General features: G+C 42.8%; 32 protein-coding genes and 2 tRNA genes. 19 read left to right on the top strand and 15 right to left on the bottom strand.

The window, feature by feature from the left end:
* Positions 1–106 precede the first annotated feature (106 nt).
* From LC1Nh_RS05885 to LC1Nh_RS05875, 3 genes are all read left to right on the top strand, one after another.
* Positions 107–197: transfer RNA gene (locus LC1Nh_RS05885), tRNA-Ser, on the top strand.
* 314 nt (positions 198–511) lie between these two features.
* Entirely contained in the window at positions 512–1,330 is an 819-nt protein-coding gene (locus tag LC1Nh_RS05880) for a twin-arginine translocation signal domain-containing protein (RefSeq protein ID WP_153550773.1), read from the top strand.
* 121 nt (positions 1,331–1,451) lie between these two features.
* Positions 1,452–2,393 carry an ROK family protein gene (locus LC1Nh_RS05875; RefSeq protein WP_153550772.1) on the top strand — a complete coding sequence of 314 codons (942 nt, stop codon included), beginning with the start codon at positions 1,452–1,454 and terminating at the stop codon, positions 2,391–2,393.
* Positions 2,394–2,402: 9 nt separating this feature from the next.
* Here the strand turns inward: LC1Nh_RS05875 and LC1Nh_RS05870 are convergent, their stop codons facing one another.
* Positions 2,403–2,861, bottom strand: a complete 459-nt coding sequence (locus LC1Nh_RS05870; protein ID WP_153550771.1) for a multiprotein bridging factor aMBF1 — start codon at positions 2,859–2,861, stop codon at positions 2,403–2,405.
* 75 nt (positions 2,862–2,936) lie between these two features.
* Positions 2,937–3,515, bottom strand: a complete 579-nt coding sequence (locus tag LC1Nh_RS05865; RefSeq protein WP_153550770.1) for an ArsR/SmtB family transcription factor — start codon at positions 3,513–3,515, stop codon at positions 2,937–2,939.
* A gap of 267 nt (positions 3,516–3,782) precedes the next feature.
* On the opposite strand from LC1Nh_RS05865, the gene LC1Nh_RS05860 reads away from it, so the two are divergent.
* Positions 3,783–3,950 (top strand): histone H3 family protein, encoded by a 168-nt coding sequence (locus tag LC1Nh_RS05860; protein WP_153550769.1) that lies wholly within the window; start codon positions 3,783–3,785, stop codon positions 3,948–3,950.
* A 49-nt stretch (positions 3,951–3,999) separates the two neighbouring features.
* On the opposite strand, the gene LC1Nh_RS05855 is transcribed toward LC1Nh_RS05860, so the two are convergent.
* Genes LC1Nh_RS05855 through LC1Nh_RS05830 form a run of 6 tightly spaced genes read right to left on the bottom strand, consistent with a single transcriptional unit; the run spans position 4,000 to position 9,693 of the window.
* Positions 4,000–4,221 (bottom strand): hypothetical protein, encoded by a 222-nt coding sequence (locus LC1Nh_RS05855; RefSeq protein ID WP_153550768.1) that lies wholly within the window; start codon positions 4,219–4,221, stop codon positions 4,000–4,002.
* Positions 4,222–4,238: 17 nt separating this feature from the next.
* Complete coding sequence (locus LC1Nh_RS05850) at positions 4,239–5,552, bottom strand: hypothetical protein (protein WP_217907037.1); 1,314 nt, start codon at positions 5,550–5,552, stop codon at positions 4,239–4,241.
* The gene (locus LC1Nh_RS05845) at positions 5,542–6,033 is read right to left on the bottom strand and encodes an HAD family hydrolase (protein ID WP_153550766.1); all 492 of its coding nucleotides are present in this window, start codon (positions 6,031–6,033) and stop codon (positions 5,542–5,544) included. The genes LC1Nh_RS05850 and LC1Nh_RS05845 overlap by 11 nt, the downstream gene beginning before the upstream one ends.
* A complete protein-coding gene (gene glmU, locus LC1Nh_RS05840) occupies positions 6,030–7,280 on the bottom strand; it encodes a bifunctional sugar-1-phosphate nucleotidylyltransferase/acetyltransferase (protein ID WP_217907036.1) in 1,251 nt (416 codons plus the stop codon). The genes LC1Nh_RS05845 and glmU overlap by 4 nt, the downstream gene beginning before the upstream one ends.
* Positions 7,281–7,339: 59 nt before the next feature.
* Positions 7,340–8,440 (bottom strand): sugar phosphate nucleotidyltransferase, encoded by a 1,101-nt coding sequence (locus LC1Nh_RS05835; RefSeq protein ID WP_153550764.1) that lies wholly within the window; start codon positions 8,438–8,440, stop codon positions 7,340–7,342.
* Complete coding sequence (locus LC1Nh_RS05830) at positions 8,437–9,693, bottom strand: Gfo/Idh/MocA family oxidoreductase (protein ID WP_153550763.1); 1,257 nt, start codon at positions 9,691–9,693, stop codon at positions 8,437–8,439. The genes LC1Nh_RS05835 and LC1Nh_RS05830 overlap by 4 nt, the downstream gene beginning before the upstream one ends.
* An 81-nt stretch (positions 9,694–9,774) precedes the next feature.
* On the opposite strand from LC1Nh_RS05830, the gene LC1Nh_RS05825 reads away from it, so the two are divergent.
* Genes LC1Nh_RS05825 through LC1Nh_RS05805 form a run of 5 tightly spaced genes read left to right on the top strand, consistent with a single transcriptional unit; the run spans position 9,775 to position 13,728 of the window.
* Positions 9,775–10,197 (top strand): hypothetical protein, encoded by a 423-nt coding sequence (locus tag LC1Nh_RS05825; RefSeq protein ID WP_153550762.1) that lies wholly within the window; start codon positions 9,775–9,777, stop codon positions 10,195–10,197.
* A 55-nt stretch (positions 10,198–10,252) separates the two neighbouring features.
* A complete protein-coding gene (locus LC1Nh_RS05820; RefSeq protein ID WP_217907035.1) occupies positions 10,253–10,774 on the top strand; it encodes a 50S ribosomal protein L16 in 522 nt (173 codons plus the stop codon).
* A 33-nt stretch (positions 10,775–10,807) separates the two neighbouring features.
* Positions 10,808–12,250, top strand: coding sequence for a PEP/pyruvate-binding domain-containing protein (locus LC1Nh_RS05815; protein ID WP_153550760.1), 1,443 nt, complete (start codon positions 10,808–10,810; stop codon positions 12,248–12,250).
* 27 nt (positions 12,251–12,277) lie between these two features.
* Positions 12,278–13,282 (top strand): diphthamide biosynthesis enzyme Dph2, encoded by a 1,005-nt coding sequence (dph2, locus tag LC1Nh_RS05810; protein ID WP_153550759.1) that lies wholly within the window; start codon positions 12,278–12,280, stop codon positions 13,280–13,282.
* Between the two features lie 56 nt (positions 13,283–13,338).
* On the top strand, positions 13,339–13,728 hold the full coding sequence (locus LC1Nh_RS05805; protein WP_153550758.1) for a hypothetical protein: 390 nt from the start codon (positions 13,339–13,341) through the stop codon (positions 13,726–13,728).
* Here the strand turns inward: LC1Nh_RS05805 and LC1Nh_RS05800 are convergent.
* A complete protein-coding gene (locus LC1Nh_RS05800; protein WP_217907034.1) occupies positions 13,711–14,886 on the bottom strand; it encodes an NAD(P)/FAD-dependent oxidoreductase in 1,176 nt (391 codons plus the stop codon). The genes LC1Nh_RS05805 and LC1Nh_RS05800 overlap by 18 nt on opposite strands.
* 71 nt (positions 14,887–14,957) lie before the next feature.
* Between LC1Nh_RS05800 and LC1Nh_RS05795 the strand changes: the two genes are divergently transcribed.
* Both LC1Nh_RS05795 and LC1Nh_RS05790 read left to right on the top strand, forming a co-directional pair.
* Positions 14,958–15,452 carry a hypothetical protein gene (locus LC1Nh_RS05795; protein ID WP_153550756.1) on the top strand — a complete coding sequence of 165 codons (495 nt, stop codon included), beginning with the start codon at positions 14,958–14,960 and terminating at the stop codon, positions 15,450–15,452.
* Positions 15,453–15,501: 49 nt separating this feature from the next.
* Positions 15,502–15,609, top strand: a tRNA-Asp gene (locus LC1Nh_RS05790).
* A gap of 35 nt (positions 15,610–15,644) precedes the next feature.
* On the opposite strand, the gene LC1Nh_RS05785 is transcribed toward LC1Nh_RS05790, so the two are convergent.
* Positions 15,645–16,388, bottom strand: a complete 744-nt coding sequence (locus LC1Nh_RS05785) for an LAGLIDADG family homing endonuclease (RefSeq protein ID WP_153550755.1) — start codon at positions 16,386–16,388, stop codon at positions 15,645–15,647.
* Positions 16,389–16,491: 103 nt separating this feature from the next.
* Between LC1Nh_RS05785 and LC1Nh_RS05780 the strand changes: the two genes are divergently transcribed.
* The 5 genes from LC1Nh_RS05780 (at position 16,492) to LC1Nh_RS05760 (ending at position 19,332) form a co-directional block, all read left to right on the top strand.
* Positions 16,492–16,926, top strand: a complete 435-nt coding sequence (locus tag LC1Nh_RS05780) for a hypothetical protein (RefSeq protein ID WP_153550754.1) — start codon at positions 16,492–16,494, stop codon at positions 16,924–16,926.
* On the top strand, positions 16,923–17,303 hold the full coding sequence (locus LC1Nh_RS05775; RefSeq protein ID WP_153550753.1) for a hypothetical protein: 381 nt from the start codon (positions 16,923–16,925) through the stop codon (positions 17,301–17,303). Before LC1Nh_RS05780 ends, LC1Nh_RS05775 begins: the two co-directional genes overlap by 4 nt.
* Positions 17,293–17,793: a hypothetical protein gene (locus LC1Nh_RS05770; RefSeq protein WP_153550752.1), complete on the top strand. Its 501-nt coding sequence runs from the start codon at positions 17,293–17,295 to the stop codon at positions 17,791–17,793. Before LC1Nh_RS05775 ends, LC1Nh_RS05770 begins: the two co-directional genes overlap by 11 nt.
* The gene (locus LC1Nh_RS05765) at positions 17,784–18,236 is read left to right on the top strand and encodes a hypothetical protein (RefSeq protein ID WP_153550751.1); all 453 of its coding nucleotides are present in this window, start codon (positions 17,784–17,786) and stop codon (positions 18,234–18,236) included. The genes LC1Nh_RS05770 and LC1Nh_RS05765 overlap by 10 nt, the downstream gene beginning before the upstream one ends.
* A 235-nt stretch (positions 18,237–18,471) precedes the next feature.
* Positions 18,472–19,332, top strand: a complete 861-nt coding sequence (locus tag LC1Nh_RS05760; protein ID WP_153550750.1) for a hypothetical protein — start codon at positions 18,472–18,474, stop codon at positions 19,330–19,332.
* A 31-nt stretch (positions 19,333–19,363) separates the two neighbouring features.
* Here LC1Nh_RS05760 and LC1Nh_RS05755 read toward each other — a convergent pair whose 3' ends face one another.
* Genes LC1Nh_RS05755 through LC1Nh_RS05735 form a run of 5 tightly spaced genes read right to left on the bottom strand, consistent with a single transcriptional unit; the run spans position 19,364 to position 24,241 of the window.
* On the bottom strand, positions 19,364–19,822 hold the full coding sequence (locus tag LC1Nh_RS05755; protein ID WP_153550749.1) for a hypothetical protein: 459 nt from the start codon (positions 19,820–19,822) through the stop codon (positions 19,364–19,366).
* A 33-nt stretch (positions 19,823–19,855) separates the two neighbouring features.
* Complete coding sequence (locus LC1Nh_RS05750) at positions 19,856–20,827, bottom strand: type II secretion system F family protein (protein WP_153550748.1); 972 nt, start codon at positions 20,825–20,827, stop codon at positions 19,856–19,858.
* Positions 20,824–21,660, bottom strand: a complete 837-nt coding sequence (locus LC1Nh_RS05745; protein ID WP_153550747.1) for a type II secretion system F family protein — start codon at positions 21,658–21,660, stop codon at positions 20,824–20,826. Before LC1Nh_RS05745 ends, LC1Nh_RS05750 begins: the two co-directional genes overlap by 4 nt.
* Positions 21,657–23,162 carry a type II/IV secretion system ATPase subunit gene (locus tag LC1Nh_RS05740; protein WP_153550746.1) on the bottom strand — a complete coding sequence of 502 codons (1,506 nt, stop codon included), beginning with the start codon at positions 23,160–23,162 and terminating at the stop codon, positions 21,657–21,659. The genes LC1Nh_RS05745 and LC1Nh_RS05740 overlap by 4 nt, the downstream gene beginning before the upstream one ends.
* A complete protein-coding gene (locus LC1Nh_RS05735; protein WP_153550745.1) occupies positions 23,159–24,241 on the bottom strand; it encodes a hypothetical protein in 1,083 nt (360 codons plus the stop codon). The genes LC1Nh_RS05740 and LC1Nh_RS05735 overlap by 4 nt, the downstream gene beginning before the upstream one ends.
* A gap of 132 nt (positions 24,242–24,373) precedes the next feature.
* Between LC1Nh_RS05735 and LC1Nh_RS05730 the strand changes: the two genes are divergently transcribed.
* From LC1Nh_RS05730 to LC1Nh_RS05720, 3 genes are read left to right on the top strand one after another with little or no spacing between them, the layout of a single operon-like run.
* A complete protein-coding gene (locus LC1Nh_RS05730) occupies positions 24,374–24,811 on the top strand; it encodes a hypothetical protein (RefSeq protein ID WP_153550744.1) in 438 nt (145 codons plus the stop codon).
* 7 nt (positions 24,812–24,818) lie between these two features.
* Entirely contained in the window at positions 24,819–25,421 is a 603-nt protein-coding gene (gene cmk, locus LC1Nh_RS05725; protein ID WP_153550743.1) for a (d)CMP kinase, read from the top strand.
* A complete protein-coding gene (locus LC1Nh_RS05720) occupies positions 25,418–25,828 on the top strand; it encodes an archease (RefSeq protein ID WP_153550742.1) in 411 nt (136 codons plus the stop codon). Before cmk ends, LC1Nh_RS05720 begins: the two co-directional genes overlap by 4 nt.
* Positions 25,829–25,869: the final 41 nt, after the last annotated feature.

Below are 25,869 nucleotides of genomic sequence, written 5' to 3'. Positions count from 1 at the left end.
CCCCGTCAGAAACTTAAATACCTTTCCAAACAACCAATCTGGAAACATTCCTCAATGGAGATTTTAAGTCTTACCGACCCAAACATCAAACACAGACACCAGTTTTGTCGGGGTGGCAGAGTCTGGTCTATCGCGGTGGCTTGCTAAGCCATTGAGGGCGCAACGCTCTCACCCGGGTTCAAATCCCGGCCCCGGCGCTTTTCCACAAGTTTTCTGAAGCTGAACCACAAAACTGAAAATGGAGGGGAAAATCCCCTGAGGAGTTAGTAAAGACCTATTAGGGGAAGCCAGGAGTATAAATATAAAGTTGGCGTAAAAACTAAGAACTTGGTAGAGAGATTGTTAAAGAATCTTTTGAGGTCTCAGCTATGCAGGTAATATTCCACGGGTTCAAGGGCGCCGGGATTTTTTAATAAAGCCCCTCAACAGTAATTGAGAAGGTTCACTTTGAGATGGATAACGAAGAAATTGAGAAGCGGTTAAGGAATTTAGAGAGAGAGAAAATGAGAAAATGAGAACTATAATAAAGAATCAGCTACTGGAGTCCGAAAACTCCTCAAAAACCTCTGATAATAATGTTTCTCGCCGTGAGTTCTTGAAGAAATTAGGTGCAGGAGCACTTGGCTTAGGTGCCTTAAGCTTAGGATCAGTATCTGCTGTAAATGTTCGTTCAAGTGATTTTAAATTCTATGGAGAAGACAGTGCTAAGGAGTTTGCAGTATACGAAGGCGGCCCGGTAGAAGTTCTGAACTCTGAGTTGCGGGTTGATAATGATATCTCTACCATTAGTGGTACCACAATTTGGGATTCTGACAATTCTCAGATTCCACCGGCTCAAGTGCCAGACATAGAATCTCTTTCTACTTCTGGAGTCCAAGGAAAGGTACCTACTGCACAAGGCAATGGAACATTACAGATGAAGAGAGCAGGTAATACGAAACTTGTGAAAAAGACAAGCGATGAAAGTTTGTCGAGTCAAACTATACTTCAAGATGACAATGAACTAAAACTATCCATAGGTTCTGAAGAGTTATGGAATTTTGAGATAAGGGTTTTCGTGGATTGTCCTTCTGATGGTTATGTTAAAAACTCTTTTTCAGGGCCTTCGGGATCAACTATCAACTGGGCTAGAGAAGGGAATAAATGGAATGCAGATTCTTCTTCTACCAGGAATGTGGGGCAGGGACCTGTTGGATTTGTTTTAAAGGGAAGAATCAAAAACGGGAATAGTTCGGGAACTCTAAATTATCAGTGGTCTCAGAGTACAAGTAGGAACGACACCTTTACAGTGAAGAAAGGCTCCTTGTTAATTGCATGGAAAAGCGGCTAATGGCGTATTGGTACATCTCTTAGCCCTAAGCTCATGATTATAAATATATTGTTTTAAGTGAGACTAATGAAGACACAGTATGTCAGAGATGTCCTGATTGATGGTTTGAAGGCTGTGTTCTATGGGTGATTCACCCTACTTCTACTGGAAAATTTTTGACTTCTCTCACTGTGTTAATTTAAACCAGTTCTTCGTATTACATTGTATTATGGCGTTCCTGTGTATTGATATTGGAGGCACTAACACTTTTTTCGGAGTAGGAGACGATGATTTCCGAAAAGTCAAGGAAATTAAGACAGCAGACTTCCTAAGTGATATTAACAAGTCTGTAAAGTCTGTTCTGGAGGAAGCAGATTATCCTGAGCTGGAAAAGGTTGCTGTTGCTGCAGCGGGACCGATTGACAAGGATAAGGGCTTGTTTTATCCTCCTAACATCGATAAGGAGTTTGTTCAGCTTAAGGATCCTCTTGAAGAATTTGCTGAAGTGGAAATAATTAATGATTGTGCGGCTGCAGTATTAGGAGAATATTATTACGGTGAAACTGCAGAAAATCTTCTTTATATCACTATAAGTTCTGGTATTGGAGCGGCTTTCATCTCTAACGGTGACTTGGTGGAAGGGCGCGATGGTAACTTCGGTGAGGTTGGTCACATGAAGATTGGGGAAGAGCTTGAATGTGGGTGTGGCGGTACTGGCCATTGGGAGGCCTACTGTTCGGGCAATAATCTTACTAACATGGCTCATGAACTCCACGATTTGGAAATTGATGATCCGAAGGAGCTCTTTGAGGTAGAAGGTGAGAATGCCGAAGAAGCTCTAGATGAGTTTAAGCACAGGACTTGTGTTGGTGTAGCCAATCTCATCAATCTGTACAACCCAGACAAGATAATTTTCGGGGGTGCTGTAGCATTGAATCATTTTGACACCATACTGGAATCTATAGAGAACGGTGTGAAAAGTGAGATAGTAAATGAGATGCCAGAAATGACTCTTTGCGGACTAGGAGAGATCGCGGTGCTTCATGGTCTTAGAGTAAACTGCAATGGAAAAGTAAAGGAATAAAGAAAGAATTTAGTTTTTTATGTCGGCCACATCGCCTAATGTGGCTTTCCTGCTGTCTCCATCACTTGTGTCATCGTAGTCGGTGACTTGTGGGTTGACATACAGGTCTATTCCAAGTTTCTTGGATAGTTTACCTGCCAATGATTGATCTGGCTTCAGTTCCTCCTGTTCAACCTTCTGGATTACTGATGTCTTCTCATTAATCTGGTCGGACAGTTCGTCCATAGTCAGCTCTCTATCTTCTCTTTCCTCTCTGATTTTCTTTCCGTAATTATTGGCCAGTACTTTTTGTTCTGACTTGCTTCTATTCTTCCTCTTCTTCTTTCTTTTCTTCTTCGATTTCTTGGACTTTGTCTTGATGGTTTCGCCCATTTCTGCGCATGAATCGCATACTTTGAGGACTGCACCTTCGATTTTAGCTTTTTTAGTTGACTCTGTGTCTTCTCCGCAAAGTTGGCATGTAGGCATATTACAGTTTCACGACTATTCCAAATTTTTTATCTCAAAAACATTCTAGCTTTTCCTTATATATAGTAAGGATTGTCAAGACTTAAGAGCTTGAGAAACCTTTTCCCGACCGCCTATCTGAGACATAAACAATCCGTATATGAGGCTTGCTAACGCGATCGAAAGGAAAAATACTCCTACGAAAAGCAGAGAATCAACGGGCTGAAAATTAGATAAAAACGCTCCACCTGTCTCTGAAGCAGTACTTTCTGTCTTATCCAGCGCCATAGCACCCATCTGCCCTGCCTGACTCTTAGCAGCACTTGATCCTGTCTCTGTTATGTTTTTTAAACTGCTTAATGTTAATCCTACTCCGATCCAGATGCTTGAAACAGTTGACAGGATGGAGAACTTAACCTTCTGGTTTTTACCTTTCAAAATCGTCTCGGTTTTATCTGTAGCTCTGTAAATTACTCTTCTCCGCCCATCAACCTCGTCCTTCTCCACAAGTCCGGCTTCCTGAAGCTTGGAGAGATGTGAAGAGACGGTGGATTTACTCCGGTCTATTGACTTACTTATATCTGTAGGAGTCGGCTCTTTAGAGACTGTTTCGTGAAGAATCTGTATCCGGGTCTGCGAGGAAAGAGCCTTAACTGTATCAAAGTCTAACTCCATAAATCAAACTTAGTGAAGCATTATTTTTAATTCTAGAAGGAAACTGTTCGATAAAAACCGAACCATATAACAACATACCGGTCTTGAAAACATTTATCTGGGTCAGTTAATGCGCCTAAGCAAAGCTTAACTCTTCAGATTACTGAAAAGTGTTATCCAGGTTCAACACATTATTCGGTCTACAGGTGGTTGTTCGGTTGATTTTCACGGAGTAACCGCCCTTACCTATAAAAACCGGGCGTTCCAATCTTTACTTGGTGAATTAACATGGTAGATGTACTTAAGAAGTCTGGCGTTCGTGACGCTGCAGATGGCGTCAATGTCGGAAGCGATTTCTACGATGCACTTGACGACGAAGTCAAAGAACTAGTCGAGAGAGCAGTAGAAAGAGCACAAGAGAACGGACGAAAGACCGTAAAAGCAAGAGATGTATAAAAACTTAGTTAACATCTCTTAACTAGTCTTATTCTTCTTTCTTTTTGTTTCAAAGATCTTCTTTACGACGCTCCTTCTCTTCAATAACCCTTTCAATTTCATCCAGAGCATTCCGCAGCTCATCAATCGTCTTCAAGTTCTCAATAGGCAATCGACCTAAGTCACCGCCGTTAATCTCAATTACAGCTTTCTCATCTTTCTCTCTGACCTCAAACTCAAGCACATCATAAGGACCTTGCTTAAACTCGTACAACAGTTCGTCTTCTTCCATACACAAAGAACAGCTCTCTAATGATTTATGTCTTTCCCGAAGATTTCTCGAACATTACTCAAAGCATCTTCAGCCCTCTTCTCCATCTCATCAAAACATTTCACACGGATAACAGGTGAAGATCCTGATAAACGGGCTAAAACAGTAGAGCCATACAAATCAAACTTAACACCATCAACAGTCGACAAGACTTCAAACTTGTCTTCAACACATTCTTTGAACTTCTCCATAGCTTCTTCTGCATCAGAGTTATCTCCAAACTCGAAGTTATCTTGAGCAATATGGCTTTCCGGAATATTCGCCATTAATTCCTCCAGGTTGCTGCACGCCAGTATTAATCCGGCTAAAGTTCCAGAATTATAGTTTGTGAACTCTGGAAAACAGTAGTGTCCATTAGGCTCTCCAGAGAGAACAGCGTTCTTCTCAATGGTTTCATCTATCACAAACGGATCTCCAACACGAGTATAATATATATTCTCCGCGAACTCCTCTAATTTAGTATCTGTATCTACAGAAGCAACCACATCTCCTTGGAAGAGCTGTGCGAAGATACAGAATAAGTCGTCGCCGGAAATCCATTCTCCTTCAAAGTATGCAGTAACTCGATCCGCATCTAAATCCAGCGCCAAACCTATGTAGGCGTCATTCTCTTCGACCTTTCGCTCTAAATCCTTCAAGTTCTCTGGCTTGGGATTTGGAGGGTTACGGTAAGGCAGCTTTTCACCTGAAACTGTTTCCACATCGAATCCGAGATTCTCCAAGACTTCAGGTAAAACATGAGACCCGGCGCCGCCCATTGTCTCAACAACTATTCTTCTGTCGTCAGGAACTCCTATTTTTTCCTTAACGAAGTTTTCAAGAGCCTCACTGTATTCATCTCTCGCAGATTCAATCTCCATATAGCTTCCTTCCTCCTTCTTACCTTTCCCTTTCTTATGGAACAGTTCTTCTAACTTATTGAGATCTTCGTTCACGAAACCGTTTCCCTCTGGATACATGAACTTCAATCCGTTAAAGTCCAGTGGCATGTGGGACGAGGTTACTTGGACGCTGATACAGTTGTTTTTCTGTCCTTGAAAGGCAGCCATGTCCGTAGGACCGATCCCAATATCCAAGACATCAATGCCCTGAGATCGTAAACCTTCGATCAAACACTCTTTAAGCTGCATAGAGCTTTTCTTGGTGTCTCTACATACTACAACCTTGTTATTATAGTTTTCCTTGGCGAAGGCCGCCAAACTTTCGCCCATCATCCCAACAAACTCTTCATCTAATTCTTCAGGATATCTTCCTCTTACATCGTATCTCTTGAACACTTTTTCAGGCTTCATGCTTCTCAGCCTCTTCCAGAGCATCTCTCAAGGAATGTATTTCTCTGTCAAATTCAAAACCAGGTAAGTCAGCATCTTCTAGCTCCTTCTTTCTATCATCGATCAAGAAATCAATGTCTTCTACTTCTTTTGATCCTTTTTCCACTACTACGACCCTGTCAGCGTATTCGTCTGCTCCTGAGCCTTCGATCTTTCTCTTCTGGAACTCAGTCTCACCACGACTGACTATCAATATCTCGTGCTCTGAACTCTGCAGCACATCTAAGTCATCGTAGAGAAACTTCTCCAGATTTTCCATAACCTTGTATATCTCTTCTACATCAATTCCGCACAGCTCTGCGTGAATTTCCGGGCTGTAAACTCCGTGATCATTTGTAGGAGAACTATCCACATGTTCCAATCCTTCAACCTCCTGCTTCAGGTGCTTATTGAAGTCATCGGTCTTGAAAAGGACTCTGTCAAAGTCTACGCCGATTTTCACTTCTTTTCAACCTCTTGACTGCTGTAAACAGTAGTATCGTTTTCTACATTTTCCTTAACTACTGTTCCAGGACCTATTTTCGAGTCGCTGCCGATTTGAACGCCAGGCATGATGGATGAGTTAACTCCTATATCTACATTCTCGCCGATGAAGCAGCCTAGAGAGTTTCTTCCTGTCTCTTTGCTGTAGTCCTTCCCGATTAAATCTGTACTGATTTCCGGTCTTTCACCGTCTTCTCGGAAGTTTCTGTTGGCTATGACTGTTCCTGCTCCGATACTCGTGTTTCTACCTATTATTGAGTCTCCTACGAACTGAGAGTGCATGGAGCTTTCAGGCTGGAAAGAAGTGTTTCTTGCTTCACAGTTGGCTCCAACTGTAGTTCCTCTTTCGATGCAGGAATAGTTTCTGATCAAGGCGTTGTTTCCTACGACTGCATCTTCTCCGATGTAGGCAGGTCCTTTTACTACAGCGTTTTCAAATATTTTGGCGCCTTCTTCTACTATAACTTTTCCTTTTACTTCTGCTGAGTCTGCTATCTCAGCTTCTCCACTTATACTTCTTTCTGAGTTATCTAAAAGCTCCTTCATGACTTCGAAGAGATCCCATGGATATTTTATCGAGTTGGGATCTTCTTCTGCTTCTACAAATGACGCTTTTTTATCTTTCATCTGGTTTGAAAGGGCTTCTTCGTACTGGTATTCCTTGGTTTGAGTGTTATTTAGGTAGTTGAAGAAGTCTTTGCTTAGCATATACATCCCTACAGCCTTCATGTTGCTTGGTGCTTCCTCAAGGTCAGGCTTCTCGACTATGTCGCTGACTTTACCGTTTTCTATGTCTAATATGCCGTATTTCTCTGGGTTTTCTGTTTCTGATGCCACGAAAATGGTTTCAGTATCATTTTCTTCTGCTTTGTCAATCATTGGCTGGTAGAGCTCTGAAGCCTTCGATCTGTAAGGTGTTAGGACCAGGAACCTGTTTTCTAGATATTTTTCAGCTTGTTGGAGTGCGTTGCCCATACCTTTTGGCTCTTCCTGCACTACAAACCGGTCAGCATCTACGCCTGAATCCTCTATTTCTCTTTCAGGTCCTTGAACTACTATGATTTCTTCTACTTCTGTATCTCTTAGTGCGTCGATTGTGTGCTGGATCAGTGGTTTGCCCATTACTTCTGTCAGTGCTTTGTGTCTCTTGTCGCTGAGCGGCTTGAAACGGCTTGACTTGCCGGCTGCCAGTATAACTGCTTTCACAATTATGACTTCTCAAGAAGAATTTAATATCCTGCTGGCTGCTCTCATGCTGGCTGTTCCTACTTGCTGATTTCGCCCAGGTCGGTCCGTGCGTCAGGTACGAACTTGGTACCTCTGATGGAGTTGTTCATGTCGATAAAGCTTCTGGCACCTATCAAGCATTCTCTGATTACGGTGCCTGATTTTATGTCGCATTCTTCTGCCAGCACAGTACCTTCGACTGCGACGAAGGAGTCAACTATGTTGCTCTCGAAAACTAGGCTGTTCTCAATACTGCAGTGATCTAACTGGGAGTTATCGGCGATGCTTGAGCCTCTGATCGTTGTGTTCGGACCGACAATACTGTTTTCTCCTATGAAGCATTTTCCTTCGATGACTGTTCCAGGCTTAATCTCTGCCCCTTCTTCAACTACTGCTTCTCCTTCTATGGCTGCGTCTTCGCTTACTTCTGCCTTTCCGCTTATTTCCGATTCTTCTATTTCGTATTCTCTTTTGATTTGATCTGCTTTCCAGAGTTTCTCTCCTGAACCTATATCGATCCAGTAATCCTGTACTAGTTCGAATCGAGCACCTTCAGACTCTATCAGGTCTCTGACGGCGTCGGTGATACTGGTTTCGTCTTCTTCCAGGTCTTCTATAGCTTCGAAAATTTCCGGGCTAAAGACATAGATACCGGTATTAACCAGTGGATTTTCTGGTTCTTCGGGTTTTTCCTGGATATCTGCTACTTCGTCGTTCTGAATGCTGAGCACTCCGAACTTTTCAGGTGCTTTCTCATCTGTGGCAAGTATACTTGTTTCTCCAGTATTTCTGAACTTTTGCAGAAGGTTTCCGATATCTCTTTCGGAAACTATAACATCTCCGTTTAATACAAGGAAGTCGTCCTCTATGAAGTCGCATGTTTTGACTGCAGACGCTGTTCCGTCCAGTTCTTCCTGGTGTACAAGTTTTACGCCGTCTCTGTCTTTAAACCGGTCTGAGAACTGTTCCTGCAGATGGTTTACAACTATGTAGATTTCCTCTACTCCGTTCTCCTCCAGTGCTTCGATATTATGTTCGATTAGTGGTTTGCCCATTACCGGCATGAGTGCGGTGGGCTTGGTTTCGGAGAAGGGGAACAGGTTTTCCTCTTTTTCTGCGCATGGAATGATTGCTTTCAACTTGCGACACCTTTCAAGTCATCCTTGTCTAACTCAGTTTTATCATTTATGATCATGGAGCGAATTTTTTCCGTGGAGCTGTCTACTGCATCAAATACTTCTATGTCTTTACTCCCTGCCATATCCTGGACATCGAACAATGCGTTCATGAATACATCTAGCTCGGTTTCGCTGACATCCTCTACGTCTCCTCCTGCGGCGTCTACAATTGCTCTCTCCAGGACTCTGTAGAGCTGGTCGCGAGGATAAACATCTACGTCAAACTCTGTACCGTTCTCTAGGTCGTAGAGCGCTGAGTGCAGCAGATCTCCTACAATCGTCCTTTTTTCCTCTTTAATTACGAAGAAACGAGCCTCCTCGTCCAGGAAGCCTTTGTCCTCTATCTCGCTGTAAACGGACTCTGTAAGATCTTCATCAAATTTCTCACGGACATCTCTATCGTAAATTTTTGCCTCGTTGGAAAGACCCAGCCAGGAGGCATTAAGACTGATATCTGTGCTGTCTGCGGAGAAAGAAGCTGAAACACTGCCCAGTGAAATCTCTGACGACACATCTCTTGAAGAGCCGCCATCAATCCTCAACAGCTTCTCCCCGCCCAGACTCCGAGGCATAAACGAAACATTCTCCACACCATCTAACTCAACATCCCTGCCTTCCAGAAAGTCCATAATATAGATATCATGAATCATTTTGTCAAGCACACAACCCTCATTCATATGAACATGCTCAACAGGCTTCAAAATCCGTTGAACCCCTGCAGAAGACTCACGGAAAACCTTTATACTTTCAACATCTGCTTTCTCCACTACTTCCCTAGCCTTCTTAATTACAGGGCTCTCTCTTTCAATAAAATCAACTTTATAATGCACATTATGTTTTGTAGCCAGTTTTCTCTCCGCTATATGCTCTTCACGACTCAAAGAAGGAGGCTTTTCCGCCAAATGATAGAAATCATTTCTCAACGAACGCTGAATATGATCCGAATGCCTCTGAACAGGACCAGCATCATAAATCAAAACAGTTCCATCCACATCCTGAGCAACATCATAAAGCTCGTCAACCCGATCATAAAAATCTAACTCAACTCCAGAAGACCTAGCAAACCTCTCAGCTTGCTCTCTCCTTTCGAAATCCTTCTCACAAACACCTTCCAAAACTACATCCTCAGGAAAAAATCTCTCCTTATCAACAAGCTTCTCAAAACCATACTTTCCAAAGTCCCTGCAGCCAATTTGAAAGATGTGAACTGTCACATTAAAACTATCTCAATATTAGACTAAAAAAGTAGTCAATAGCCCCAAAGCTTTTATATTTTGTTGCCACTTATAGGTAATATGTCTGGTAAAAATACAACTACCACTCAAAGCGGTAGAGTTCCTGATGAGTTTAGCGACCCTGCCGAAAGTATGCTTGAAGAGGACGGAAATAAGAAGTCGGACCTAATAAAAGCAGCTTTCAGGCTTTATTCTAAGGATAGTTGGGGTAGAGAATTTTTGGATGGCTACATATCTGGAGAATTTGATTCGCTGCAGGAATATGCTGTCGGAAGGGTTGAAGAAGAATACAACCTCGGTTTGAGAGATGATGAACTTGAGGATCTTTATTTCGGCATAATGAGCATCATGGCGGGCATGGAGAACAAAAGTGAGAATCAGGCTGTGAGAGGTTGTCAAGTTTTTGCATTGTTGGATGATGATCTGGCAGAGGATGCTGCTGAATACCTTGACAAAATTTCAGAAAAAGGATACTTTGAATAGCCTTCCCTATTTAAAATTTAATCTGACTGTTGTTTTCTACGAGGTTTTCAAAACTATGGGAGATCGACCGGCAAGGATTTACAGAGAGCAACCAAGTCAGCCGTATACGCGGCAGAGTCAGAAGAAGAGCGATAACTTCATCAAAGGGGCTCCAGCTCCACGAGTCACTCAGTATGATATGGGAGTGAAGAATGGGGATTTTGAGAAGACGGTTAAACTGGTTGTCGAGGAAGATGTCAATATTAGAAGTGAGGCATTGGAAGCCGGCAGAATCGCAATCACATCTCACTTAAACAAGGTTATGGATCCTGAAGAGGATTACTTTGCGAAGATTCTTCCGTATCCGCATCATGTTTTGCGTTACCACCCGTTAGCTGGTGTAGCACAGGCAGACCGTTACTATGAAGGTATGCGTAAGCCTTTCGGACGACCGATTGGACGATCAGCGATCATCGATGAAGGACAGAAAGTCTACAAGATTGATGTCGATGAAGGGGATGTCCAGGAAGCTAGGAGGGCACTTGAACGGGCTACTCACAAGATGCCTGTCAAATGCAGAGTCAAGCTTGACCAGTAAAGATTTTAACCAACTAAACCTAACTTTTTCTTAATGGTTCAGTGGAAAGGTAACTTGGACAGGAAGCAGGTCGGCAGTAAAGCAGCTCAACTAGGCTCTATACAGGCTTTTGAAGTACCTAATTTCTTCGTACTGACTAAGAGAGAGGTTGGGAAATACCTGAAAAATGATCCCAGGCAGTTACTGAACTCTGAAGTACCGGAAGAACTATCCGAAGAGATATACGATGCCTACGATGATATAGGGATGAGCAGCGAAGTCAGAAAAGCTTCAGGACAAGCCAGAGATCTTGTCGGAGGCCAGAGAGAAAACCAGAGGGTATCGGTAAGAATTTCTGACGGCGACAGCCAATCCAAGTACAGGCTCAATGTAGGATCTTCGGACCTGGAAACTGCATTGAAAGAAGTTCTAGCATCTTACTACCAGGAAAACGATTCTACGCCCGCAGTAATATTCCAGAAAATGATAGAACCAGACTATACGGGAGCAGTAGTACAAAATTATACGAGAAGACATTCTATAGTTGAAGTAGTAGAAGGACTAGGACATAGCCTGGAAGAAGGTGGCACAGTCCCAGAGTTCTACCTATTACAAAACAAATCTATAATTGATACTCGAGTACCACGAAAACAGGTGAAGGTAACTCGAAACCCTATGAATGGACAGAGAAGAACTAGAACAGTCTCAAAAAACAGTCAAACATTCCAGGACAGCGAAGTACGGGACTTGGCTAAGAAAGCAGAGCGCGAAGGAGTGAGCCTAAAGTTTGTATACAAGAGAGGAACATTCTACATTGTAGACGCCTTCCAAACCGACTCTCTTAATGTAGATCCTGATCTCGAAGCACTCAAGGTTTCAGAAGGAGAGATAACAGGCAGACAGGGAGAAGACTACAGATTAGTCGACAAACCAGAAGATATCAACATTCCGCAGGTAGCACGGAAAGGAGGTTTTACATCCACAAAAGCGCAGGAAGCCCGCAGAAAAGGAATTCCAGCAGTTTTCTCACTTCAAAGCACCGATAAAATAAACACGGAAAACGAATCCCAGCAAGAACCAGGAAGGAGGCCACGAAACAATCAGAACACAGAAGAAACCTCTGAAACTGTGCCAGGAGTATCAAGTGTTACAGCTATCGAAATCAGGTCCATCAGAGACTTTCCACAGCTGCTGGAAAATCCTTTCAATATTCAGGATTCTGAAGTAGAGTTCGCTGAAACATGTGAAGAAATACTGGCTGAAAGCCCTGAGCTAGTTGACTCAAGAGAGATAAGCAGTGAAGCACTAGTCAAGGCTTTGGAAACAGTTTCAGACATCCGTGTTCTTGCTTTGGATGAAGCTTCGGACAGTTTACTTTATTCTGTGGTTGAAAATGGTGTTGAGGTCTTGGCGGTTCCAGAGGATGAAAAAGAGGGATTCAGGAAACAGGTTTTGAGAGCTGAGAAGAAGTTCATGCTAGATCAGATACGTGACTAAAAAAGTTTTCCTCACCACTTCTACTTTATGACAGAACAAAAGCAGGAAGCCCGCGAACAGTGGAACTACGAAGAACTATCAGAAGTCCTAGAAGAAGTCAAGAAAGAAGGCTACGATAAAGTAGCTCTTCAAGGACCTGACGGAATCAAAGATGAACTAATCACTTATGCGGACAAGCTCCGGAATGAAGGTATAGAACCGGTTATGATAGGCGCCTCAACCTTTGGAGCTTGCGGTATAGCGGATGAGAAGGCTGAGAGGATGGGGGCTGAAGCATTGATTCATGTAGGTCACACCAGATTTCTTCACCCTGAAGGAGCGGACATGGACGACTTCAATGTATACTACCTGCCATACAGAGAAGACCGAGAAATCATGCCAACCCTCAGAGAACACTATGAGGAGATAGAAGAAGAAACAGTAGGTCTAGTCGGAGTAACGCAGTACATGGACAGAGCCGAAGAAGCAAGAGAATTCCTAGAAGAAAAAGGATACGAAGTAGTAGAAGGCAAAACAGGACTAAGAACAACCGAACCAGGACAGGTCCTTGGCTGTGACGCAGGAGCAGCACATAATATCGCGGAAAAGGTCGACGCATTCGTATTCCTCGGCAGTGGACACTTCCACCCCTCACAAGTCAGCGAGACAGGAGAGAAAGTCTATGTTGTTGATCCTTACGAGGAGCATATCTGGGTAGAACCAGCAAACAGCCTCGACGACGAGACAAGAGCAGAGCACGCTCGGGTCATAAAGCACAAAGATAAGAAGAAATGGGGAATAGTAACTAGCTCCAAGAAAGGTCAGAACTACAGAAGAGCAGTCCAGATAGCCAAAGAGAAACTGGAAAAGCATGGTAAAGATGTCTATGTATTTGTAGAAGACCGCATCTTCGAACCAGATTACAAAGGCTACGGTATTGATGTCTATGTCAACTGTGCTTGTCCAAGAATGACAAAGGACTGGCAAGACCTTGCTTTTGTCTCTCCAGACGCATTAAGCGTCTTGGATGAAGTAGAAATTGAGCACGAATAGCTTTTTGTAATGTGCGCCAGCTTAAAGATTAAATTATTTGTTGCTAACATTTACATATGTTATTGGATTCTGATGAAGTCTCAGGGCTTGACACTACAGATGAAGCTGTTGAATATGTTGTTGAATTTTTTGAAAGTAGATTAGAACCTGAATATCTTGAGAAGGTTGCTCAAGGCGATCATGATGAGAGCGATGTGTTTGATACTGAAACTCCGAATATGCAAGATGTTGATCTTAGTGAATATTCGGTAAGAGCTGTTGGAGACTATGATAATCCTGGAGTGATAATAAGTGGACCAGGAAGAAACTGCTATCTTGGAGGCAGCCCTCATGATAAGAACGCTATGGCTACTTCTAACACATACAACGAAGATGACGAAATAGTCGAAAACATGCTATTCCAGCTAAAAGACCAGGTCGAAAAAGAACTAGTCTTGACTAATTAATTCCTCTTTATCGTTAACTTCTTTCTTCTCCTTAATCATACTCTTCAACTCTTTCTGACCTTTCGTATAACCGATCATAACCGCGCCCACCAATCTATCCCCATCGAAAAAGAGCCTTCTGTACTCGTCTTCGGAGTATTTCTTTGAAACCGGTTCTCCGTTCCAGTCGCCGATTGCTAGGAACTGTACATCGAAATGGCCGACACCGTAAGTATTCACGAAATCAAACTCGGCTTTCTCTCCGACCATGTTTGCTCCTGCCCGTTCTCCCATTGCCTCTGAGTGATCCCAGGAACCATTCACAGCCCTCTTCTCAAACACAGGAGACTCGTACTCAACCATGTTCCCAGCGGCAAAAACTCCTTCAGCAGAGGTCTCCAAGTACTCATCAGTTTTGATCATGCCGACTTCATTCTTCTCCACATCAATTATGTCCGAATTAGGAGTCTGACCAATAGCTACAGCAACCTCATCACATTCAAACTCTCTGCCGTCCTGAGAGATTACTTTCTCAACCTCTCCCCCGCCTTCTAAACTGCTGACTTCCGTCTCGGTTACTACATTGACACCTTTCTCCTCCATCTTCTGATGAATAATTTCTGCACCTTCCTCATCAAGACCTCTACGCCACCAGTTACTTCCCCTGATCAGATAATGAGTTTCGCAATCATTCGAAGCATAAGCCATCGCTAAATCAATCCCTAGAAGCCCTCCACCAACTACTACAGCCTCTTCAGCCTCTTCAGCCGACTCCTTGATTTCAGTGGCATCATTCATCGTCCACATATAATGTAGATTCTCAAAATTTTCATCTTGAGGCAGTTTTCGGGGGGCGCCGCCTGTAGCGACAAGTAATTTATCATAAGAATAATCCTCATCGCCTGCAGAAACCACTTTCTCCATGGTATCAACTTCCTCAACTCTGGTCTCCAAATGCAGATCAATATCTCTTTTCTCATACCAGTTCATGTCATGCATCTGAGTATACTGCTTAGGCAAAGTACCCTTCATGTAATTCTTCAACATGATACGATTGTACAACGCAGTATCTTCATCCGTGAAAACCTTGATCTCAGCATCTTCATCCCTGTCTCTAATATTTTCCGCTGCCGTGGCGCCAGCTATCCCATCTCCAATTATGATGTATCGTTTTGTCACAACCACAAAATTCTCTGTTTAGCTTTTAACAACAAGTGTTACTACTTAAGTGTTAGTAATATATCGCTTCTATGTCTCAGGAACCACTGATGCTAGTCACACATGCCCGAGGAGACGAAAAATTCGATAATGGAATCCTCTCAGAAAAAATCCCTGAGGCTGTAAAAAATTTTCCAGGAACCACAGCCCATATCTCAATGCAAGAAAACACACCAAGGGTCCAAGGAGGATATCACCCTCCCTATGGAGGAGAAGAACTATTTGACATCCATGTTCGAGACGAGTATCATGGCACAATCTCAGAAGAACACGCGGAAAAATTACTTGATTACGATCCGATTGTAAGAGCAGGAACACAGTACCGGGGATGCGCATCAAACACAGATGTGACACTTTCAGCGGTTGCAGAAGACAAAGTGAATCTAAATTACTTCACAGACCTAACAGTGGCCTTAGATGAATCCGACAGACCACATCTGCTACAAGAGGAAGAAGACTACAGCCGAAGAGACTCAGTAAACATTCGTGGCAACCTAGACATAAGATACGGCGAATTCGGGCTATAGTGATAACTGTTTAAAAGAATTTCCAGTCTAAAACTATATCACAAAGTAAGCGGAGCTAGTGTAGTCTGGCCCATCATACCACCCTGTCAACCACAAATCAATCATTGTTTTGTGGGCAGCACCGGTGGTAACCCGGGTTCAAATCCCGGGCTCCGCGCTCTAGCTTCCTAAAATTGTTTTCAATACTTTTCATTACTGAATACCTTTCTTTGGATGTCTGGGTTCTATAATTCGGATTAATTCTTTGACTTTGTCTCCGGTTATTCTAGCTCTATACATGTCTCTGCAACTTTCCCTCTTATCTACATCTCTTACTATTTCATGATCTATCTGTCTTTCTTCCAGTATTTCTGAGACATTCTCTGTCAAATTTTTGCTAATTGAATTGAAAGTTATTCTATTCTGTTTCTTGCTTACAAATCCGTCTGTGTCTAGAAGCCCTCTTAGGAAACCTATTTTGAACTCTTGACTGTATTCCAAACTACCAAGTCTGATTGTTCCGGTCTTATCCTCTTCGCTCCAATCTAACTTTTCTCTCAAGAAATCTATCAGTTCTTTTGATTCGTATCGAAGATTTGTCCTGTTATAATTCTCTTGATGATTAACTCTAGGTTTCTTATCAAGGCTATTTTCAAGAAAAGCTGCTAAGTTCTTCCAATAGTTGTCGTTGATATTAAGAGTGAATTTCACGCGGTACTTGTAATTCTTGTCCTCATAATAATTTCCATCGCCGGCGAAAATACCGCATATTTCGCCTTTTACTTCTTCGTCTTCCGGTATTTTTAGTCTGTTTTCTTTTTGTTTCTGACCGACTTCTTTTTTGAAGTGGTAGTAGACTGTTGACTTTGGCAACTCTAGTTTATCTTTTATAGTGTTTACTGATTTGCCTTTGGCGGCTAATTCTTTTATTCTCTGTTTTTCTTCTGTTGTTGCCATTTTTAAGTCTTCTCTTATCTTTATTTGATTTTAGGACTGTTTTTTCTGCTTTTGGGTTTCTGGGTCGTTCTTTTTATTACAGAGTTTTTCCCATTTGTTGTGTATGGGTTTGAAGGGGCAGTCCTCGGTTGAGTTGACGATGGTTGTTGGTATGGCGCTGGTTTTGTCTAGTCCGTTTATTTTTGCTTCTCAGTCGTCTATCATTGAGTTGAGGGATGCTTCTCGTTTTTTGGATTTGGATCAGTCTCTTAAGGAGGTGCGGGGTACTGCTGTTGAGTTGAATCAGTCTTCTTTTCCTGCTAGGCGTGTTGTTGAGTTTCAAAGTCCTGGAGGTGTTGAGAAGGTGTATAATCCTGAGTTGGGTGGTGGTTCTGCCTTGATTTTGGAGGTTTCTGCTCGTGGTGAGGAGGTTAATCGTTCTATTCTGTTAGATGTTGATTTTGACTTGAATAATTCTCAGCTTCTTACTGAGGAAGGAATACATGATATCTCTGTGAGGAAAGCCAGGAACGGGATTAATGCGTCGGTGATATCTTGAGAGGACAGATAAGCATAGAGTTTATCTCTTTGCTGGCAATAGCTTTACTGGCATCCTCAATCCTGGTTTCGGCTTTGGCTGATCGCTCAGCACAGTTTAACCGTGCTTCACCTCAATCTGAGGCTTTGGGCGTTGCTCAAAAAGTTGCTTATACTTTTGATTATGTTAATTCTGAGGATAATGTTTCCAAAAAACTTGTTTTCAGTCCTGATTTGCAGAGAGAGTACAATATAACTGTTGGAGACGGACTCGTGTCCGCAGATTACGGTGAAGGTGATGCTAACTTTCCTACAAGCTATCAAGGCTCTTTAATCTCCTTAAACTCAACACAGGCTTATTTGGTTGAAGATGGAGGTGCTACAGAGATTGAGGGCTAAGGGACAGGTGTTTACGCCTGATTTTGTGGCTAGCGTAGCTATCTTCTCGTTTTTTCTGCTGATATTTGCAGTAATCTGGAATACATCTATGGAGATGTTTCTGGATGATCAGAACGAGGTTGAGGTGCAGCACGACTATACTTTCAGCCTTCTGAAGACAGACGGCGCACCTCAAAACTGGAACTCTACAAATGTAACTGTTCCAGGTCTCTACCAGGAAGGTTACCTGAGTGCTGAGAAAGTGCTTGAGCTGCGTGATGTCTCTCTTGAACGCCAGAGGCAGGTTATGAAGGCTCAAGAGTTCTATCTAGGAGTCTACACTCTTAACGGCTCTCTAGCGAATCATGAGGGCAGACCATTGGAGGTTTTCATAGGTTCTGAGGATGGAGATAGGTATCCCGACAACTCAACAGTTTATGTCAGCAAGCAGATATCTGTTTTGGAAGAAAACCGTGAAAGAGCAGAACTAAGGTATTACACATGGCAGTAAAAAAAGGCTTCTACTTTTCAATGGATGCTCTTACGGCATCAATGATACTTCTGGCAGCTGTAGGAATGATAATGGCGCATAATCCAAGAAACGATCAAAACAGTGACTCGCCTGACCTAGATCTTCTCCACACTGCATCCATTCAAGAAACCAGCCAATGGAATTCATCAATAAACTCAAGTAAAACGGTTCTTTCACACATCTACCGGCAGCATTACGCAGGAAACAGTACAAAAGCCGATGAGATATGCAACAACTATTTCAACAGGTCGAAAAGATTTGCATTATACATGTCTAACACTACTCAGAGAGATAAGATATGTGGAGGGCTTAAACCAAGCGAAGAAGACAAGCTTATAGCAGATCAGATAATAACGCCTGATATCAAAATTAACAATACTTTTGTCGGACCGAGAAAAGCAGTAATGGTGGTTTCAAATTAAAGGATTAGCATACTCACCGTTCGCTCTCCTAGCAGCCTCAATACTAGTAGCAGTAGCATTCACATCCCTCAGCTCTGTCGAAACCCAGGTAGCAGAACCTTCATACTTCAACTCACTGGAAAAATCAATAACTCAGACACAATCCAACTATGCAGAAGACGCCCTGAAACAATACATAAAGAACAAAAACAGCGATGAAACGCTGCAAAACACTGAAAAAATAATCAAAGAACTGATGGTGACGGGAAACTACTCCGGAAACAACATCAGGTCTGCAACCCTGTCCAAATACACAAAAACATCGCAAAAACAGTCCAGTAGAATTAAAGGATTAAATACATCAAACCTGACGGTTTCAATAAAAAACCTGTCGCTGAAAACGGGTTCAAATCTCAACATAATTCTAAACCGGTTAAGCCAGTCATCAGAGATCACGGCGTCTACAGTACCGGAAATAGAAGACCCGTTACTAGAGTCTACGCCGTACTCTAGGAAAATAGCAGCATGCAGCTTTGATAAACTGGCTGCCAAAAAATACCGCGGATCCTCCAACTCCGGAACAGCCAGAGGAGATGCAGTAGTTGAACCTGATCTACCGCTCAACCCCTCTGAAACCAAGATCCTGGTCACCGAAAATGTCTCAAAATACTCGACAGTAGATGTCGAGGACTTTGGAGGATACTTCTCACAGGTCGAGCCCTCAAACCCTAGCAGTTACAACTCAAACTTTGTAGCTGGAACATCTTCAACGCCTGACGTCTCAAACGGAAGAAAGGTCATAATCCATGAAGGCTTCTGGACATCAAACTTCGGCAAGGCAATCAACCGGGACTGCTACATGCCTACATCCCATACAGACACTCCTTCTCTTGTAGACAGAATCAATGAGGATACGAGAGGTTCAAATAATCAGGGAGTATTTACTGTCGCCTCAAACACTTCAAACACTGAATCAGAGATAATCTACGAAAGATTAGACTCTTCGGGACTGGACCTGGTTGAAATAGAAACAATTTCTTCTCCTAGTGTCTGGTCTAACTACAGTATGAGTCGGGGATTGGCTGAAGAACATGGCTTGAATGAGTTAATCAAATAAAAAGAGTAATAAGGAAAAAAGAGTTCTTGATTTACTGTACCGTGAAGCTGCCTGTCATGGTGCCGTTCACAGTCAAGTTGGATAGTCCGCCGGTGTCGTAAACAATTTCTACATCGAAGTCATTTGATACGCTGTCACTACTTACTCCTGTCAGTGTGACTGTCTTTGTCTCTCCTACATCAATAGTTTTATCGACTGAAGTGTTGCTTGCGCTGTTTCCATCGTTGCTTAATATGACTTCTCTGATGGTTGCCTGTTCAGAAGTTTGTGCTCTGATCTCCATCTGCAGATTATCGCTACTGTCTAATCCGAAGTTGGTGATCTGCACATCTTCTCCTTGGAAACCTGTAACCGAGCTCAAGTTGGAGTTGCCTTGTACTGTTGTGAAGATTGCTCCTCCAACAATGGCGATTACTAGAAGCATCCATCCGTATGTAGTTAAGTACTCAATCGCGGACTGACCTTTCCTCTGTCTAAAAAGTTTTTCCATAGGTATTGATTGTATCGACTGTTTAAAAGTTTTTCAGAGAAAACTTCCGAGCAAAGTTTTCACAGCAAGGAACAAACCTACAGATATAGAGACTGTGAACGGTATGTATTTAGCACCTTCCTTCATATTTCCGTTACTTATCTGCGATATAATCAAACTAGCGAAGAAATTAGTTATTGTCAATGCCAATATAGAGAACTGCACCAAGAAATCAGTGTTCACATCAGGCTGCTCAAATGAAAGCCCGGTACTGCCTCCGCTAGCAAAGCTTGAAGCCTCACCGGACAGATCTGTCTGTGACCACATCTGAGTAGTAGTCTCAGCCATGTAAACAGTAATTGAGAACAGAATAGGTGCTCCAAAGACAGCAGCCATCACAATAAAAATAGTATACATCCTGATGCTAGACTTTACCTCTTCCCGCAATTCTAGAGAGGTTCTTATGTCTTCTGCACTTGATTCAAGTAGCTCAGCAGTATTTCCACCTGACTCAATGGCGTCAGACAGTACTTTCAAGGTATCCTGGAATAGACCGGAGTTAACTCTTTTCCTCAAGTTGTCTAACGCTTCTTGAACTGATTTACCGCCTGAGATTTCGATTGCTGTGGTTCTCAGTTCGTCTTCTAAAGGACCGAATTCTTCCCGGGAACTGGCCAGGAATGCACGGTTAATACTTGTGCCGGATTTAATATTGGTGCTTATAAGCAGCAGGGCGTCTGGTAAGACTCTTTCCATCTCTTTTCTTCTTCTCTCTGCTGCTACAGAAATAGCTATATAGGGGAAGGAAAAGTAGACTATTGGAAGAGCTAGCGCGGCTATAACCCCTCTTATTGTGGTGCTGTAAGGTATTAGGAAGATGATTAGGCTGCAGATTGCTACTCCTAAGCTACCGATGCTTAATACCGCCTGTTTCTGGTTCTCAATGCTCGCGTAATTACTTTCCTCCTCTATTTTATCCCTGTATCTTTTCGGATGAAGCTGATATATTGCGTCTAACTGGCTCATGCTTTCACCTCCGGTCTTTTAGACTTGATGAGGTTCAGGAAAAATACTTGGGCTACAACCAATCCGAATAAAACTGCGATATACAGTTGTTGGTTTACAGAAATTCCTGTGAAGCTGGATATTACTATAACTCCGGTTATTCCCAGGCTCGGACCTACAACCGCAAGCAATAGGTATACCAGGACATAAGGATTCAGTTCTTTCCCGTACTTCTTTATCATAAGTTTTTGATCCTGGATTATGGAGTCAACAACTGATTCAAGTGTGACAGAGATATCTGTACCGGATTTTATTGAGTTGTTTATCTGCCACATAGCTCTCCTGTACTGTTCGCTCGGGTTTCTAACTATAGATTCCTCTAAAGCCTCAATTGTAGATTTACCTCCGTCAATATCTTTTACAATTATTTCAAATTCTTCTGAAGCCTCCCCGTATCCGTCGGTAACGGTTTTCATCGCATCGTACAAGGGTATGCCTGATTTTATCTCTATCAGTATATCCCTCAAGGCGTACGGCAGGTCTTTTTCCAGCTTTCTGGTCCTTTTCTTCGCCTTAATCGCAGGATACTTTGCGAAAGTGATGAAACCCATGAAAATAAGGATAGGGAAACATGCAACACCTATCTTAATCGTTGAGCTGACGTCAGTTATCACTCCGGCAGCTATCAGTGATACAGCTGATGGGAAACCTAATTTAAACGCTTTCTTTACGCATTCGGAAAGATATTCGCTGGGGGTTGTATCCATCCGGGCGGCTCTAAGCTCTCTTTCCAACTGTGGGAAGAATTTCTCGGTCCTCTGCCCCAGCGAAAGAAGTATCCCTTTTAAATTCATCGATCTGAAGGTATGATGTTTTCAGGAGGTTCGTTTTCACGGATTTTATCAAGAGTAGAATCTTCGTTATTGTAATACTCTGCTACTACTCTGCCGACTCTGTCCAGGTCATCGACCTCGTTCTCAACCAGCCACTTCAAAATCATCTTCTTATTCTGAATATCTTCATTGATTTCGTCCTCGGTCATTCCGGTTAGCCTGGAAAGCTTATCCTTAACCTGCTCGGACTCTCCCTGTTTGTAGAATGTATCCTCCTGGGAGCCCCAATCATAGATAGTGTGTGGCTTTAGATCTTCACCTTCATCAATAACTTCGGCAATCTCCAAGACGCGTCTAAAGTTTCTACGTCGGTCCCTAAACATCACAACATTCAAATCAACAGCTCCGACAACAGTCTCTGGAACATCGATAGGAGGATGAGTCATACGCTTAATGGTTGTTTCGGCTGTGTCGGCGTGCAGTGTGGAGTAAACTGAGTGTCCTGTCTGCATAGCCTCGAAAAGTACTTCCGCCTGACGCTTCCTACGGATCTCACCGACAAGGATTCGGTCAGGACGCATACGCAGAGAGTTAACCAAGAGGTCCTGCATAGATACTTCTCCCTGGCCGTCAGGATTCTGCTCTCTTGTGGTCATAGGCACCCAGTGCAGAAACTCAGGTAAGGATAGCTCTCGAGTGTCCTCAATTGATATCACTCTCTGGCTTGGAGGCATGAAAGGAGTCAAAACATTTAGAAGTGAGGTCTTACCTGTACCGGTTCCTCCGGAGATTATGATGTTCATCTCGTACTGAATGCAAAGCCAGAGGAATGCTGCCATCTCTGGGCTGATAGTACCTATTTTGATGAAGTCGGTGATTGTCCAAGGATCTCTAGCAAACTTTCTAATTGTTATAGTGTTTCCCTGCGTAGAAATCGGGCTTAGGGTTGCGTTGGTACGGTCACCGGATGGCAGATGTGCGTCTAGGAGCGGGTGGAGCGAGGAGATGTTTTTACCTACGCCACGACCGATTTCGGAGGCGTAGTTGTAGATCTCGTTCTCACTTTCAAAGGTAATATCTGTCTTCAGCCAACCATGGGACTTGTGGTATACCCAGGCAGGCTCCTCAGCATTGTTTATCACTATTTCCTCCAGATCATTATCGGTAAGCAGAATTTCTACGTCGCCCATTCCCAGCATCTCGTGAATCAAGTTACCTATCAATGTGTCTAGCTTTGAATCGCTCATGTGCGGAATTTCTTCTTCTAGGATGTCCTTAGCAGTCTCTCTGAAAATTTCACGAGACTTTTCAATTTCATTAGAGTCCTGAAAACTCTCAGCATTAATATCTGCCTCAGCAATAGTCTGCTCACGGACATCATCAAGTATTGCTTCTGTTGCAGCACTTGGCTGAGGTCTCTTCAATTCGTAGTGCGGAACATAATCACTACCTTCTATAATAGAGATTTTAGCAGGTACTTGATCTGCCTTGACGGTGTATTCTTCAATGACTTCTTCACTCATGCTATCTTGCCTCTAAAATTTTGTAAAAACTCTGCTATCCTTGTAAATATGCTTTTTCGATCGGATGCGTTTTCTATATCTGTTTCTACCTGTGCCATGGTTCCTGCGACTTTCCGCTTCTTTTCAGAGGTAATTTCTTCCTCAACCAGTGTATCTTTCAACGCTTCCATCTCGTGCTCCATCCTACCATAGACTTCGCCGTTACCGATGTCCTCATCTTCCAAGAGGCTTCCAAGCTCCTCTATATTATCCAAAATATCATCTAAATCGCTTCCTGCCTCATGATCAACATCCTTACCGGGCTGTGACTTCACCTTATCTGCTATCCTCTTCACAGCACTCTCGTGACTTTCAGAATCCTCACTGTCTCCGTTATCCTCGGAGCCAGATTTCTTAATCTGTGCCTTACCTGCTTTCAGCTTCGCCTTAGTTGAGTTGCCAGAGCTCTCATCTTGGCTGTCGCTTTCTTCTTGAGAATCGGATTTTTGAGGTTCAGAGTCAGAATCATTCTTAATCTTAGCCTTATCGGTCTTTAATTTCGCCTTATCATTTGAATCTGCATCCTTCTCCTTATTTTCCAGGCTTTCAAGCTCCTGTTTAAGTTTTTCCTTTCCTTCCTCTTCAGTTAGATCCTCAGCAGACTTATCCAAACTGTTACCAGATTCTAATCCACTGAGTTCGTCTTTATCATTGTTTGTTTCTACGCTTTCGTCTTCTTTGCTGCTTTCGGTGTGTTCTGTCTCGGCTACAGACTCTTTTTCATTATCTTCAACTGTTTCAACTTCTTCTGCCTCTATCTCAAGCTCGTCAGCCTCCAATGCCAGCTCTGAACGACCCTGGTTAAGTTCCTCATAACTCTTATCAGAAGCATACTCCAAAACCATGCCCTTAATCGCGGAATACTTTATCTCCACTAAACCACCCTTCTCAAGTGCCTTGGCCCATTGCTTCACTGTTTCTTTTGGTACTCCCATTTCATCGGCTATCTTTGAAACCGGCCACTTTGTTTTCTCCTCTAAGAAGCTGAGGAGTGTGTCGGCTCCTGTCTCAATATCCGGAGTATCATCGGCATCGGGCATAACAGTTGTTGAAATATTTTCATTTGCACCAATTTAAACATAATTTTGAACTCTGTATTCGCTGATACCGAAAATTCCTTCACGGGGATTTAAGCCAACAACAGCCAAATACTAAACACGGAAAAATCATCTATGAAAGGACAGTCCGCAGTAGAATACCTGACAACATACAGCTGGATGATACTAGCAGTAGCGGTAGTAGCAGGAGTAGCATACACAAACATAGAAAACAGCTGCACAACCTCCTCCTCAGACTTCTACACTGATTCCATGGCTATAAACGGATTTGGAGTCGACAATTCGGACAACTTTGTACTAGACATCCAAAACACCAGGTACCAAGACATAAGATTCAACAAAATCAATATCACAGTAAACGATAGAACAGAAAACAAAACTCTCGGCTACAACCTGAGCTCCAGCCAATCAACAGAGATATCGATGTCTGGATTCGAAACAGGGACCGGCTGCAACACACTTGAAATAAACATCGACTACGACCTCGGCAGGCTCCAAGGACAGCAAGCAACCGGAATAATAAGAGCTCCTATCTCATTCAAGAACACATAGAACAACTATGAAATCAGAAATAAAGGAATTTCAAGGAAACCACAGCAAAGAATCAGATACTATAATCTGCATCTGTGGGCCGTCAGGAGCAGGAAAAGGAACACTTGCAGGATTCATATCAGAAAAACTGGGTATAAAAAAACTGTCTGCAGGCGACTTCTTTAGACAACTAGCAGAAGAAAAAGACATGACGGTGGAGGAGTTATCAGAAAAAGCAGATAAACAAACAGATATCGAAGTAGACCGTAGAACACTCCAAGAATCACTGAAACAAGACTGTGTGGTAGAATCCAGGATAGCAGCATGGGTTCTTGGAAGCTACGCTGACCTCAAAATCTATGTAACAGCAGACCTAGATGAAAGAGCACATAGAGTACAGGAAAACGCTAAAGAAAGAACAGCAGAGGATGAAGGTAGCCTAGAAGAAGTAAAACAACGCATAAAGAAGAGGGATGAAGATAACTGGAACAGATACCAGGAATACTACAGCATAGACATGAACGACAGCTCAATGTTCGACATGGTGATAGACAACACTGAAATGACGATAGAGGAACAGGAAAAACTGGTGGAAAAAGCCCTAAAGAAAAAACAGGAAATAGAAGTATGAGCTACGAAATACTCGAACACACAGCAGACGAAAAATTCAGGGCAGAAGGAGACTCACTGGGGGAAGCATTTTCAGAAGCTACTAAAGCATTCTCCGAGGTAGTAAAAGGAGGAGAAGGTGAAGGCAAACACTCAATAGCAGTAGAATCGGAAAACTACGAAGCACTCCTATTCGACTTCCTGGACCGGCTTATCTTCCTACAGGACAGCGAAGGAGTAGCAGTCAGCCATGCTAAAGACCTGGAAATCCACGAGAAAGAAAATGGCTACCAACTGGAAGCAGAAATAATGGTCGACCTGATCACATCAGGAATGAACTACACAGACATCAAAGCACCAACATACAACGAAATGAAAGTAGACTTCCAAGACGGCAAATGGATACTGGAAGCAGTACTAGACATATAAGGGATTAATAAACAGGTTCTAGCTAAAATACTAACATGGAG

It is taken from the genome of Candidatus Nanohalobium constans (assembly GCF_009617975.1).
GTDB lineage: Archaea > Nanohalarchaeota > Nanosalinia > Nanosalinales > Nanosalinaceae > Nanohalobium > Nanohalobium constans.
This window is presented reverse-complemented; position numbering and strand designations above follow the sequence as displayed.